Origin of the sequence: Sulfurimonas sp. (assembly GCF_023229025.1) — a bacterium.
In the GTDB taxonomy this organism is placed as follows: domain Bacteria; phylum Campylobacterota; class Campylobacteria; order Campylobacterales; family Sulfurimonadaceae; genus Sulfurimonas.
Genome location: NZ_JALOAA010000023.1, coordinates 1 through 14,195 on the forward strand (window position 1 = coordinate 1; position 14,195 = coordinate 14,195).

The following is a 14,195-nucleotide window of genomic DNA, read 5'->3' on the forward strand; positions in this document are numbered from 1 at the left end:
CAATCTTTTTAAAACCCTTACTATGTAACTTATTGTCATATGGGGAGTATGTAACTATTATGATAGGCTTACCCAAAGAGGTCTCTTTTATTGTTGATATATGTGATTGGTCTTGATTTATATATATTATGCGCTCTTCATCTAACTCACTTTTTTTTATAAAATCCTCAAAAAGAGTATAGTTTATAGAGTCCATCTCCAGATAAGCTTCAATTGGCTTACTGCTATTTTTCAGCTCCTCTATTGAGAAATTACTCATAATAACATCCCCGCCGTGTGACTTGTCAAACATCATGACAGGGATAAGAGTTGAATCCTCTTTTCTTAATATGTTGTACTCATACTGTGTTCCGACATAAGCATCTGAGCTTCCGGCTTTATACAAGTACATATTCTCGCTAAGAGATGATACATTTAGAAGTTTAATATTTAAAGGCTCAAGCCAGCCCATCTCTTTGGCATAAAAAAGAGGCGTATAGCCTATCCAAGTTGTGGCAGATATCTTTAATTTTTTATCATAATCGGAGGAACAAGATATAAATAAAAAAGCACTAAGAAGTGTTAAAAAAACCCTTTTAAGCATAAAATAACCTTATAATGCACAATATGCTTCATTTTATCTGCCATAACTTTAATATTTCATTAAAGATAATATTTGAAAAAGCCTAAAGCCATAAAAGACTTTAGACTTAGGGAGAGGAGAATGAGGAGAGATGAAATTTATTTTTAAAGTATTAGAACTTAAGAATAACATCGAGTTGTACACGGTGGAAATCTAGTTCAGCATCACCCAGTTTACTCCAGTTCCACCATCCGGCAACATCTACATTTTTAGCAAATGCATATTTTGTTTTAACATAGTAACCTTTACTATCTGTTCCACCGCCGCTAAAGTCAGAGTCGTTATGCGCTCCATAAACTGCATCTTTTTGAACATCTCTATACGTAACAGCCGCTTTCCACTTCTTAGTCATAGCAAGTTCTGCACTTATGTCATATCCAAAGTTGTCATCACTTGCCAGTGCGTTATATGCTAATATTACTGCTGCTTTAGCCGGCATACCCATTACTAGATCTTTAACTTGTATCTCAGCAAAAGCCTCTACAATTCCATAATCTTCTTTATATACATCAACACCATTTACTGTTTCGCTTGTGTTACCCATAAATCCGCTGTCATATGGATGCGTAGTACCTTCTACACCGTCATAATGGTAATATGCAGCACCCAAATTGAGCTTAGCATCGTCAAGCTTTTGAGTATGCACATACTGAGCTAAAAAAATATTGATATCATCACCGTCTCTGTTATCTTTTTCTCTGTGCACTCTGTTAGCACCGACTCTAATCATACTATTGCCATCTTTATAACCGTAGTTGATTCCCTCTAAACGAATATCATTATCCCATACAAGTTGTGTTTTAATAGGTCTATAGATATCGTGTGCCTGCTTACCGACTCTAACCCATGAGTTGTCAAATGAGTATTTAAGAGCAAGTATGTCGATTTTAAGCTCATCTATAAAATACTCTTGAATATTTTCATCACTTTTAAAGCTTACATTTCCTGATGTCGGGTTATATTTACCACTCGAGACCGCTGTCTCTAGTCTAATATTATCAGTAGCATCAAAGTTTACAGAGTATCTAAATCTATATCTTTCACGGTTTTTATCAGCACTGCCCTCTTTTTCTATTACCTCTTGTCTTAATCTAAGATCCCCTTTTGCATGAAATCTATCAAAAAATCCATTTTTAGTTTTTTTCTCCGGTGCTTCTGCTGAGTTAAGAACTTTTCCTGCTTCTTCTACATTAATAGCTGTACGCCCTTCAGCGGCTGTTGTAAAAACTTGACCTTTGTCATCTACATAAAACTGCTGTGCAGCACTCAAACTAGTCGCGCTAACCGCTAGTGCAGCTATTGTCGATAAAACGATTTTTTTCATTTTTTGAATCCCTTGTTTTTTTGTGAGAGAATTATAAAATTGTTAGGTTACGAAAAGATTACAGCAAAAAGAGCTGTCTTAAATGCAAAAAGTCCCTGTGTCGTTTCGGACACAGAGGCTTTTGCGGGAGATTTTCTTAGGAGAGAAAATTGATGAGAATGGATATATTACGGATGACTATTTTATATTTGCTGCCCAATACTCTTTGATCATATCTTTAGTCTCTTTTGGAAGAGGGATGTAACCTAGCTTCTTAGCGCTCTCGTCACCGTTTTTGAAAGCGTACTCAAAGAACTCTAATATCTTTTTGTTCATCTCAGGCTTCTCTTTTGGAAGAAGTATAAATGTTGCCGCAACGATCGGGTACGAAGTATCGCCTGCCTGCAGAGCTAAAACAGAGTGAAAGTGATCCTCTTTTGTCCAAGTAGCATACTTTGCAGCAGCTTTGAAGTTCTCTTCCGTTGCAGCAACCCATTTTCCGCTAGCAGTTTTTAAAACAGCCGCGCTTAAGTTGTTCTTCTCTTTATATGCGTTTTCAATGTAACCTATTGAGTAAGGAGTCTGTTTTACCAAACTTGCAACACCCTCGTTACCTTTTCCGCCGATACCGGTAGCCCAGTCAACAGCTTTGCCCGTTCCGAAGTTCTCTTTCCAGTTTTTAGAACTTTTTGTCAGGTAGTATGTGAAGTTATATGTAGTTCCTGATCCGTCTGAACGGTGTACAACTATGATCTTTTGGTTTGGAAGGTTAAGACCTTTGTTATCTGCTGCGATTGCCGCATCATTCCACGTAGTGATCTTTCCTGCGAAAATATCAGCAACTACTTCATTGCTTAGTTTTAGAGTTGCATCTGCAATTCCTTCTACGTTAAAAGCAACTACTATTGAGCCGATAACTGCAGGAAACTGTAAAAGCTTATCTTTTGCAAGCTTTTTTGTATCCAGAGCTTCATCAGATGCACCGAAATCAACAACTCTTTTAGCGATCTGCTTGATTCCGCCGCCTGAACCGATTGACTGGTAGTTAACAAGATTGTCGGTATCTTTCTTGTAGTTAAATGCCCAATCATAGTAGAGCGGAGCCGGAAACGACGCGCCTGCACCGTTTATCTTGTCAGATGCGAACGAAGAGGTAATTGATGCTGCGGTGACTATTGCAGCTAGAGCTAATTTCTTTAACATTTGTTTTCCTTTTTGAATGTTTAGCGAAATTATAATTGCTCCATATTACAAGATGATTACAAAAATTATAATGCTTATTACTCCGTGGCATAAACTTAATCTTAATCTAGCTTTTATTTATAACCATTCTGTAACCTTTTTGTAATCTGAATAAAATAAAATTCCAAACTTAATTTACAAAAAGGGAAGAGTTGAACAGTCTTATAGATAAGGTTTTTGCTAACACAACAAAGCTTATAGCAATTAGTGTATTGCTTCTTGTTGCTTGGATATTTGGCGTACTTTTTGAGCACTCGCTAAAATCAATTGAAGCTTTTGGGTTTAGTTTTTTAACTGAGACAAAGTGGGCACCCAATCTTGAAAAATTTGGCGCGCTGCCTGCAATCTACGGCTCTGTTGTCTCAACCTTTTTGGCAATGATTTTAGCAGTTCCTATCGCAATTGGAGTTGCAATATTTTTAAGCGAAATTGCTCATGCAAAGATAAAAACTCCTATCGGGGTCTCTATAGAACTCTTAGCTGCTATTCCTTCCGTAATATACGGTATGTGGGGACTTTTTTACTTTGTTCCGATTATTCGCGATATCTTTGGCGGTGTAGGCATAAGCATGTTAACAGCTGGAGTTGTTCTATCTATCATGATACTCCCTTTTATGGCAGCAGTAACGCGAGATGCCATGAATACTACTCCCGATATTTTAAAAGAGTCGGCTTATGCACTTGGAGGAACTAAGTGGGATATTATAAAAGATATCATTATTCCATATGCAAAAGCAGGAATTATCGGCTCTTTTATTTTGGCTCTTGGACGTGCAATCGGTGAGACTATGGCTGTTACCTTTGTTATGGGAAATGTTCACAAAATATCAACAGATTTAACGCAACCGGCAACATCTATTCCCGTAACACTTGCCAATGAGTTTGCAGAGGCAGATACGGAGCTTTACTTCTCATCTTTGTTTGAGCTATCTCTTTTGCTTCTTATTATAAGTTTTACAATTATCTCAATAGCTAAATTTTACTTTTTACGCAGAAAAAGGATTGGGCAGTGACACATACTCAAAAAAGAGTCATAACTAGCAGCATTGTAATGGCACTCTCCACGCTCTCTGCCGTCATAGGAATAGGTTTTTTACTTTGGATACTTAGCATTTTAATCATAAACGGTGTAGATGCGTTGAGTACAACTATCTTTCTAGAGGAAGGTGCACCTCCGGGAAATGAGAATGGAGGCTTAAAGCATGCCCTTATCGGTCAACTGATGTTGGTTGGATATGCCTCGGTTTTTGGTGTTCCGCTTGGAATTTTGGCGGGAACATACCTAAGCGAGTATGGTCTAAAATCAAAGCTCTCAGAGATAATACGCGATATTTCAGACATTATGATGTCGGCTCCAAGTATTGTAATCGGTGCTTTTGTCTATGCAATAGTCGTTGCCCCTAGCGGACAGTTTAGCGGCTGGGCAGGCTCTATCGCGCTTATGATTATAATGCTGCCCATTATTTTAAGAACAACAGATGATATGCTCCAACTTGTTCCATCAACTCTAAGAGAGGCGGCATTTGCACTTGGAGCACCTAAATATAAAGTTATCATTCAGGTTGTTTACCGCGGTGCAAAAGCCGGTATATTAACCGGAGTTTTGCTTGGCGTGGCTCGTGTTGCAGGAGAGACTGCACCGCTTCTCTTTACTTCGTTTAACGATAACTTTTTAAACACAGACATGAGCCAGCCGATGGCTTCACTAACTGTTACAATGTATAACTATGCGACAAGTCCGTATGAAGATTGGCAGAAGCTTGGATGGGCAGCTGCGTTTATACTCAGCATGTTTATTTTGACTCTTAACGTTCTAGGACGACTATTTTTATTAAAAAGAAAGGGTAAATAATGGCAACTATTGTTGATATAAAAGAAGAGAAAGCTCTTGAAGTCAAAAACTTTGAGTTTACATACGCAGGTGCGGATGAGCCAAATATTAAAAAACTGACCATGCCTATTGCAAAACATAACATTACTGCACTAATAGGGCCATCCGGATGTGGAAAAACAACGCTTCTTAGAAGTTTTAACCGTATGCATGACCTCTATCCAGCAAACAGATATAGCGGAGAGATTATATTTAAAGATAGAAATATCTTGACTAAGAATGAGGATTTGATAAAACTTAGAACTCAAATAGGTATGATTTTTCAAAAACCTACCGCTTTTCCTATGAGTATATTTGATAACGTTGCTTATGGACTCAGACTCCAAGGAGTTAAAAACAAGACAGAGCTTCAAGGCAGAGTTAAAAAAGCACTCCAAGATGCGGCAATCTGGCAAGAGGTCAAAGATAGATTGGGGCATGATGCAAACGGGCTATCCGGCGGACAGCAGCAGAGACTCTGCATTGCAAGAGCAATTGCTGTTGAGCCCGAGGTTCTACTTTTTGACGAGCCGACATCTGCACTTGACCCTATCTCCACGGCAGGAATTGAAGAGCTAATTGTCGGTCTAAAAGAGAGGGTTTCAATAATCATAGTTACACACAATATGCAGCAAGCCGCACGGGTAAGTGACTATACCGGCTTTATGTATTTGGGTGAACTTGTAGAACTAGGTCGCACGGAAGAGCTTTTTGTAACACCAAAAGAGAGATTAACAGAAGAGTATATAACCGGAAAATTCGGTTGATAATAAAGGATAGATATGTTGAGTAAATATGATGAAAAGATAAAGAGTATAAGAGAGAAGATATCTAATCTTCTTATGGATATAACTACGGCTGATGAGCTCTCTTTGGAGGCTTTTAAATTATCCGATAAAGTTAAATTCAAAGAGGTAGAGAGAAGCCTTTCCAAAATAGGTCTAAAAGGCGATGATATAGATAATGAAATTATAAAAACTTTTGCACTTTTTGGACCTGAAGCAAAAGAGCTTAGGTTTTTAGTGGCATATCTAAAGATGACAAATGAGATTGTCCGCACCGGAGAGGGAGTTAAAAAATATGCCCGCAGAATGAGTCAACATATAAACAATGATTTTAATATTGAGCCGTTAAAACCTACTATTTTACTGCTTCACAAAAGCAGCGTAAATGCTCTTAAGTATATTTTAGAGTGTTTTAATGAGTATGAAAATTGCAACTACGAACATACATACACAAAAGTATTAGTAGAAGAGAGCATGAATGATGACCTCTTTAGCGTTCTTGAAAAAGAGATACTAAACAAAATTATAGATGAAAAAGAGCTCTCCATTGATTATGTAAAAATTTTAGGAAGTCTTAGAAAACTGGAACGCTCATGTGATAGAAGCGTAAATATTGCAAACCTCATGTTATATGCCGAGCAAGGCGGGGAGATTAAACTTTTTAACTAATTCTATAAAAAAGTAGCAAAACTGATTAAATTTTAAGCAGTCAATCTTTTTTTTACAAAAATAAATTAGATATACTGTTATTAATATTATTCATAAAATCTAGGAGATAGAGATAATGGGAAAATTTGTTAACAACATAGAAGAGTTTTTTGCTTTTTGCGAGGAAAATGATGTTCAATTCGTAGATTTAAGATTTACAGATATTAAAGGCGCTTGGCATCATGTAAGCTACCGCATGAGTGCAATAGATAGAGAAATATTAGAAAACGGCTTCCCATTTGACGGATCATCAATTGATGCATGGCAGCCTATTAATAGATCGGATATGATTTTAAAAGCTGACGTTCCTACAGCATTTTTAGACCCTTTTACCGCAGACCCTACAATAATTATTTTTTGTGATGTTTATGATATATATAAAAGCCGTATGTATGAGAGGTGCCCTCGCTCAATAGCAAAAGCTGCATTAGCACATGCAGACTCTTTGGGAATTGCTGACGCTGCATACTTTGGACCTGAAAATGAGTTCTTTGTTTTTGATAATATTCAATTTATCGACAACCCAAATGAAGCGGGATACAAAATCGATACCGAAGAGGGCGAGTGGAACTCCAACACTAACTATGCAGATATGTACAATTCAGGTCATAGACCCGGAAACAAGGGCGGTTACTTTCCTGTAGCTCCAACTGACAGTATGGTTGATTTAAGAGCTGAGATGATGATGGTTTTAGAGCAAGTCGGCTTAGAGGTAGTTCTTGGTCACCATGAGGTTGCTCAAGGACAAGGCGAAATCGGTGTCGTTTTTTCAGATATGATTACTGCGGCTGATAATGTACAAAAGCTAAAATATGTTATAAAAATGGTTGCACACCTAAACGGCAAAACTGCTACGTTTATGCCAAAACCGATATTTGGCGATAACGGTAACGGTATGCATGTACACCAATCCCTCTGGAAGGAAGGCAAAAACCTTTTTTATGAAAAAGGCAACTATGCCAACATAAGCGAGATGGCGCTTCACTACATCGGAGGTGTATTTAAACATGCTCGCTCTCTTGCAGCATTTACAAACCCTACGACAAACTCTTACAAGAGACTTGTTCCCGGATTTGAAGCCCCTTCAATTTTGACCTACTCTATGCAAAACCGTTCTGCATCTTGCCGTATTCCTTATGGTTCAGGAGAGAAATCAACACGTGTTGAGATGAGATTTCCAGACTCGACTGCATGTCCGTACCTAGCGTTCTCTGCTATGTTAATGGCTGGACTAGACGGTATAAAAAACAAAGATATTCCAATCGGTCCGATGGATGAAGATCTTTTTGAGCTCTCCTTAGATGAAATCCGTGAAAAAGGTATTCCTCAAATGCCGCACACGCTTCGCGGCTCACTAGAGGCACTTATCCGCAATAATGACTTCTTAAAGCCTGTCTTTACACAAGAGTTTATCAGTGCATACAAGGACTACAGGTTTAAGCGTGACGTATGGCCGGATGAGGGTCGCCCTACTGCTTATGAGTTTAAAACTACATACCAGTGCTAAAACTTTAAATCCTGCTTTTTTGCGGGATTACTCCCCTTTTCAAACACTCGACTAATCGTAAATTCGCTATAATTCGCATCACAATAATTCTACGTAAGAGTGTATTATTGAATTTCAAGTTTAAAGGTATATTATGAAAAATATTCCAGAGGGAAAATATCGCCCTTATCCAAAGATAGATTTGCCAAATAGAAAATGGCCTTCTAACAGCATAACAAAAGCTCCAAAGTGGTGCAGCGTTGATTTACGTGACGGTAATCAAGCACTTGTAAACCCTATGGACATGAACAAAAAACTTGAACTTTTCACACTCTTACTCAAAATCGGATTTAAGGAGATAGAGGTTGGTTTTCCATCCGCATCGAAAGTAGAATTTGATTTCCTGCGCCGCCTTGTTGATGATAATCTTATTCCCGATGACGTCACGGTGCAAGTTTTAGTCCAAGCAAGAGAGCATCTTATTGCAAAAACATTTGAAGCTCTTAAGGGCGTAAAAAAAGCGACCGTGCATCTTTACAACTCAACATCGACTGCTCAAAGAAAGATAGTTTTTCAAAAATCAAAAGAGGAGATTATAGCTCTAGCACTCGAGGGTGTTGATTTGGTTAAAAAGTTTGAAGAAAAACATGACGGTGAGATATTTTTAGAGTACTCGCCTGAGAGTTTTACGGGAACAGAGCTAGAGTTTGCGGCAGAGATTTCCAATGCCGTGACTGCAAGATGGGGCATTAACGAAAACAGAAAAGTGATTATAAACTTACCTGCAACCGTTGAGATGGCAACGCCAAATATCTATGCAGACCAAATAGAGTGGATGAGCGAGCATTTAGATAACCGTGAGAACGTAATTATCTCAACTCACACTCATAACGACAGAGGAACAAGCGTAGCCGCTACTGAGCTAGCACTTTTAGCAGGAGCCGACAGAGTAGAGGGAACACTTCTATGTAACGGCGAGAGAACGGGAAATGTTGATATTATAACTCTTGCTTTAAATATGACTACACAAGGGGTAGAGTCAAATCTTGACTTTAGCGATGTAAACAAAGTTTTAGAAGTAGTTGAGAGATGTACCGAGATAGAGACTCATGTGCGTCACCCTTATGTCGGAGAGCTTGTCTATACCGCTTTTTCAGGCTCACATCAAGATGCTATCAACAAAGGCTTGGCTCACAGAAAATCAAAAAATGAGATTTTCTGGGAAGTTCCGTATCTTCCGATAGACCCTGAGGATGTAGGTAGAAGCTATGAGAGCATTATCCGCATAAACTCACAATCGGGCAAAGGCGGTGTAGCATACATACTAGAGAAAAATTTCGGTTATCAGCTTCCAAAAGCGATGCATCCCGAAGTCGGTAAACTGGTTCAAGAAGTAAGTGATAAAAAAGGTCAAGAGCTAAGCTCTGAAGAGATATTTGAGATTTTTAAGAAGAACTATTTTGAGATAAAAGAGCATATCTCTTTAGTTGACTTTACCGTCTCAAGTGTCAAAGGCATATCAAAATGTACTTTAACCTACTCCCAAGATGGCAAAGAGATTGTAGCCGATGGAGAAGGAAACGGTCCTGTTGATGCATGTAAAGATGCTTTGATGAAAAATTATCAAAACGAATTTAGCATCAACTCATACTATGAGCACTCTCTTGGAAATAAAAGCTCTGCAAAGGCTATCGCTTACATAGAGATAGAGACAAAGGATACTCTCTCATGCTTTGGAGTAGGCGCAGACAACGATATAGCAACGGCTTCCATAAAAGCTATGTTCTGCGCACTAAATAGAGCGTTTTATTAGATTTGAACGCTAAAGGAAGTAATTCCTTTAGCTGCGCTAGCCGCTGTGGCACTGAAGCTTGCCTCATACGAGGCAGAAAGATTTAAGCGCCAAAGGAATTACCTCCTTTGGCGCTTAAAAAGATAAACACCATTTAAAAAAGTAACTGTTTTCATAAGCTCCAAACTCACTCTCTTCTTTGCCGTTTAGTATCTGTGCGCCTATTGTAAAACTGTTGTAATCGTTTAGCGTGTATTTCAAGCTCGGCGATACAAAACGTGAATTTTTATCTCCAAAGCTCTCTATATAAAGCAAAGAGGCTTCTAAAAAAAGATTGAAACTATAAGAGAGTGTCACTCCACTATAAAAATTAGCACTTAGGAGATTTGATAAAATATCCGAATTTAGATTTAAAGCTCTCTCTTTGTTTGTAAAATCTTTTGAACTATACAGCGTCTCAAACACCACGCTCACACCATTTCTAAAACCATACTCCGCTCCTAAAATTCCTTGAAAAAACTCTGTCTCATACTCTTGCTTTAGATCATTAAAAAGAGTGCTTTTTATATAACCCGCTTCACTTCTTAACTCTATCCCAGTATCTGCTAGATTCCCCTCTATCTCATAGGCTAGCATTTTAGTTTTTTTAGACTCTACAACATTGACTCCAATATCCACAAAGCCAAGATACCCTTTGTACCCTCCTGCATACTTGAACTTTTTTTCTGCATTTTGACTCGCTACAAAAATGACTCGTGAAGTATCACTTAAGTGTCTGACATAGGAGGCGGCACTTACTCCATATATCTCATCCGGCTCTATCGCATAACTATTTTTTGGATTAAAGATATTTGTCGGTGTCCATATACGCCCTACCCCCATAGATATATTTTGCAAGCCCGCTACTACTCTGTTTTTTGAATCCTCATACCCCACATAGGCTCTATAGAGTTTTGCATAAATTGAACCATCGCCATAATCTTTAAAATTTGTCTGCGCCCTAAAAGGGGTGTTGGCATGGGAGTTTTTTAGGTACTCAAAACCACTTGAGCTTGTATAGCTATCTCCTAAATAATTTACCACATCACCGATTACGCTTGCAAAATAGCCCTCATTTGTGTAGTTGACATAGGCTCTAGCTCTATTGTAGTTATAAACATATCTTTTATCCTCTGCAATGCTCTTTCCTTGAGAGAGTGTAATGTTAGTATTTTCTACTTTATAACTAATATCTCCAAAGAGCGTTGTGGCAACAAAAGGTAGAAAAAAGAGTAATTTTTTACTGTTTATAATCATCTGCAACTGCGCCATCAATTAGCGTGAGGACTCTTGTTACACTTCTCATAATAAGCTCATCATGTGAAGCAAACAGGATGCTAATCCCCTCTCTCTCATTTAACTCTCTCATCATCCCAATAAGTATCTCAGAATTCTTAGAATCAAGATTTGCGGTAGGCTCGTCTGCTAGTATAATTTTTGGCTTTGCGGCTACTGCGCGTGCGACTGCCACACGTTGCTGCTGTCCTCCGCTTAGAGCATTTGGAAGTGATTTTAGCTTATCATCAATCTTCAAAAGTGTTGCAACCTCCAGAACTCTCTGCTTTATCTCCTCCTCGCTAAAGCTGCGAAGTCTCATAACAAAGCCGATGTTCTCTTCAACATTTAAAACAGGAATGAGATTGTAGGCTTGAAATACAAAACCCATCTCATGGAGTCTTAACTTTGTCCTCTCCTCTTCACTCAGAGCCGTTATCTCTCTTTCTTTAAGAAAAATCTCTCCGCTATCACAGCTCTCAAGTGCTCCTATGACATTTAAGAGTGTAGTCTTTCCACATCCCGAAGGTCCACGAAAAAGAGTAAACTCTGCGGCTTCTATGATTAAGTTTATATCACGAAGCGCATGAACCTCTCTTGGCTCACCTCTGTAGAAATACTTATTTACATTTTGTAATTTTATCATTTGTCAGCCTTTATCACTTCTATGGGGTTGAGTTTTTTTATCCTTGAGAGCGGAATAATTACGCTAAGTAGTGACGCGGTTATAATTGCTCCAAAGGTGGTAGTAAAGTAAGAGACTTTTATAGTGGCATATATTACCGCCTCATAGCCCCACATCTCCAAAGCATCTGAAAATGCACTCAAATCTATTCCGTAACGCTCAAGATATATAAGTAAGATGGCTCCTAAAACCGCTCCTGCGAGATATCCAAGAAGCCCGACAACTATAGACTCTAAAAATATCTGCGCTCTTATATATCTGTAGGGCATACCTAAGCTTATCATGATGCCAAATTCACGGACTCTCTCTAGTATAGAGACATACATTACACCAAAAATCCCTATAAAAACAACGCCCATAACTATTAAAAATGTTACGGAGTTAAATATAATCATCACATCCTGCATCATCTTCATCATGGGCTGAAGTTCTAAAAACTCTTTAACATCGAGGTTTGGAAATGCCCTCTTTAGTTTGCCGTAAAGCTCTCTATCTTCGCCTCTAATAGCAATCTGCATAGCATCTTGTGAGGTAGTTCCTAGAAATTTGTGCGCCTGATTAATATCTATAAAAATAGCGCCCTTATCAAGTCCGATATTTGTAGTCTGGACAATTGCTCTAACATGAAGTGCTATAGAGTTTATCTCGCCCTTTATATCTTGAGTAGAAAAGACGACTTTAGAGCCTATGCGAAGTTTTAATGTTTTTGCTAGCTCTATCCCTACGATAGCACCCTGTTTTTGAAAATCAATAACACCCTCTTTTAAAAACTCGCTAAACTTTCCAAAACGCTCCTCCTCTTTTAAATCTATGCCGATGAGCGATGCAAACGATGATTTTCTAGCAGTAGAGAGCAGACCGTCCGCTTTTACTCTTAACACAACCGCCTCTACGCCTTTTGTGCTTTGCAGTTGGGCTTTTATCTCATCTGCATTTTTTATCCTGTTTGCTAAATCTCTGCTTACTCTATACTCTTTTGCAAAAATGCTAATATCTCCGCTCTGGCTTCTTTTATTTTTATCTACCATATTTTTAACTAAGCCGTCATAAACACCTTCAAGCACAAGCATCATGCTCATGCTCACCGCAATCATAATGATAACAAGAAGCGTTCTTACGCGTCTTAAAAATGAGTTTTTCCATGCTAGTTTTAGTATGAGCTTATACATGTCTTGTCGCCTCAAAAGGTCCAAATGAGTTTATATACATGTAGGGGTATAAAATACTCAAAAAGTTTAACAGATATATAACCCCTAAATTCCAGCCGAATGTAACTAGATTAAAATCAAAAGGTATCTCATTTGAGATAATTCCGTAATCCTTATACATGTCGGCTATCCCCTCTATAACAATGGGATTTATGCTGTAGTAGTAGCAGATATAAGCGGCTATCGGCGCAGCTAAGGCAGTCGCCAAGATAGTAAGAATCAATATTTCATAAAAAAGAAGCAAAAAAACATCTCTCTTTGAGAGCCCGATGCAACGCAAAATACCAAACCCTTTTATGCGAGAGCTGACGTTTATAAAACCGTAAATCATAATCACAAAAAAGATTACAACCATAAATAAAGAGAGGGAAATATACCCAAAAACAGCGTCAATCTCCATACTCTCAACCATATTTTTCATAAGAATTTTCCATGTAAGAGACTCTAAACTCTCATCATCAATCATTGTGATGATTTGACTATTTACCTCCTCTGCATCCTCTATATTTTTGAGCTTTATCGTTATATATGAAGCTCTGTTTTTTGCATACATCAGCTCATCAAAATAACTTCTTGTAATAAATGAAGCACTTGAATCAAACTCAAAAGAGCCTGTTTTAAATGTTGCACAAACCCTAAAAATGTCAGCCGCAAAAGAGCCATCACTTGCACTCCCGATAAAAGCAACCTCATCGCCAATGCCAAGCTTTAATTTTTTTGCCAGCTCAATGCCCATATAGAGACAGTTTGCGGAGTTTTCATCTAAAAAAGAACCCTCTCTAAGAGCCGACTCAAGAGAGCTTAAAATCTTCTCCCTCTTGGGCTCTATCCCAGCGACCATGGCTGCGGCAGAGTGCTCTTTGTTTGAGAGCAGACCGTATGTCTCATACCTTGAGCTGTAAGCCTCAATGGCGTCTATTTTAGCTAGTTTGTCGGTAATTGCCTTAACGTCTTGTATAAGATACTCATTGCCGCCGATATCACGATAGCCTTTATGGTAAATCTCTATAGCACCTGTATAAATTTTTAGAGAATTCTCAAGCATGGATTTATGAGAGCCGTTTAACAAAGAGATATATAGTATAAAAAGTATCGTCGATGCAAAGGTCAAAACAGCCGTTGTAATGGAGCGTCCCTTATAAAAAAGAGTATTTTTAAGTGCTAGTTTAAACATCTCTGC

The 14,195-nt window shown here is 38.3% G+C and carries 13 protein-coding genes; 6 read left to right on the forward strand and 7 right to left on the reverse strand.

Annotated elements, in window-relative coordinates:
- The 3 genes from M0Q20_RS06900 to pstS form a co-directional block, all read right to left on the reverse strand.
- Positions 1-583: hypothetical protein (locus M0Q20_RS06900; protein WP_295059741.1), on the reverse strand; the 583-nt coding region annotated here is incomplete at its 3' end.
- Positions 584-734: 151 nt separating this feature from the next.
- Positions 735-1,946 carry a putative porin gene (locus M0Q20_RS06905; RefSeq protein WP_295059744.1) on the reverse strand — a complete coding sequence of 404 codons (1,212 nt, stop codon included), beginning with the start codon at positions 1,944-1,946 and terminating at the stop codon, positions 735-737.
- A gap of 177 nt (positions 1,947-2,123) precedes the next feature.
- A complete protein-coding gene (gene pstS / locus M0Q20_RS06910; RefSeq protein ID WP_295059747.1) occupies positions 2,124-3,128 on the reverse strand; it encodes a phosphate ABC transporter substrate-binding protein PstS in 1,005 nt (334 codons plus the stop codon).
- Between the two features lie 191 nt (positions 3,129-3,319).
- Between pstS and pstC the strand changes: the two genes are divergently transcribed.
- The 6 genes from pstC to leuA all read left to right on the forward strand — a co-directional run bounded on the left by pstC (position 3,320) and on the right by leuA (position 9,829).
- Entirely contained in the window at positions 3,320-4,180 is an 861-nt protein-coding gene (pstC, locus tag M0Q20_RS06915) for a phosphate ABC transporter permease subunit PstC (RefSeq protein ID WP_295059749.1), read from the forward strand.
- Positions 4,177-5,019, forward strand: a complete 843-nt coding sequence (gene pstA / locus M0Q20_RS06920; protein ID WP_295059752.1) for a phosphate ABC transporter permease PstA — start codon at positions 4,177-4,179, stop codon at positions 5,017-5,019. The genes pstC and pstA overlap by 4 nt, the downstream gene beginning before the upstream one ends.
- Positions 5,019-5,804: a phosphate ABC transporter ATP-binding protein PstB gene (gene pstB / locus M0Q20_RS06925; protein WP_295059755.1), complete on the forward strand. Its 786-nt coding sequence runs from the start codon at positions 5,019-5,021 to the stop codon at positions 5,802-5,804. The genes pstA and pstB overlap by 1 nt, the downstream gene beginning before the upstream one ends.
- A gap of 15 nt (positions 5,805-5,819) precedes the next feature.
- The gene (locus M0Q20_RS06930; protein WP_295059758.1) at positions 5,820-6,491 is read left to right on the forward strand and encodes a PhoU domain-containing protein; all 672 of its coding nucleotides are present in this window, start codon (positions 5,820-5,822) and stop codon (positions 6,489-6,491) included.
- 115 nt (positions 6,492-6,606) lie between these two features.
- Positions 6,607-8,037 carry a type I glutamate--ammonia ligase gene (gene glnA / locus M0Q20_RS06935; protein WP_295059761.1) on the forward strand — a complete coding sequence of 477 codons (1,431 nt, stop codon included), beginning with the start codon at positions 6,607-6,609 and terminating at the stop codon, positions 8,035-8,037.
- Positions 8,038-8,170: 133 nt separating this feature from the next.
- Complete coding sequence (gene leuA, locus M0Q20_RS06940; protein ID WP_295059763.1) at positions 8,171-9,829, forward strand: 2-isopropylmalate synthase; 1,659 nt, start codon at positions 8,171-8,173, stop codon at positions 9,827-9,829.
- 114 nt (positions 9,830-9,943) lie between these two features.
- On the opposite strand, the gene M0Q20_RS06945 is transcribed toward leuA, so the two are convergent.
- The 4 genes from M0Q20_RS06945 to M0Q20_RS06960 are packed head-to-tail and all read right to left on the reverse strand — an operon-like array spanning position 9,944 to position 14,189.
- On the reverse strand, positions 9,944-11,104 hold the full coding sequence (locus M0Q20_RS06945) for a hypothetical protein (RefSeq protein ID WP_295059765.1): 1,161 nt from the start codon (positions 11,102-11,104) through the stop codon (positions 9,944-9,946).
- The gene (locus M0Q20_RS06950; RefSeq protein WP_295059767.1) at positions 11,088-11,768 is read right to left on the reverse strand and encodes an ATP-binding cassette domain-containing protein; all 681 of its coding nucleotides are present in this window, start codon (positions 11,766-11,768) and stop codon (positions 11,088-11,090) included. The genes M0Q20_RS06945 and M0Q20_RS06950 overlap by 17 nt, the downstream gene beginning before the upstream one ends.
- Complete coding sequence (locus M0Q20_RS06955) at positions 11,765-12,976, reverse strand: FtsX-like permease family protein (protein ID WP_295059769.1); 1,212 nt, start codon at positions 12,974-12,976, stop codon at positions 11,765-11,767. Before M0Q20_RS06955 ends, M0Q20_RS06950 begins: the two co-directional genes overlap by 4 nt.
- Positions 12,969-14,189 carry an FtsX-like permease family protein gene (locus M0Q20_RS06960; RefSeq protein WP_295059771.1) on the reverse strand — a complete coding sequence of 407 codons (1,221 nt, stop codon included), beginning with the start codon at positions 14,187-14,189 and terminating at the stop codon, positions 12,969-12,971. The genes M0Q20_RS06955 and M0Q20_RS06960 overlap by 8 nt, the downstream gene beginning before the upstream one ends.
- Positions 14,190-14,195 lie beyond the last annotated feature (6 nt).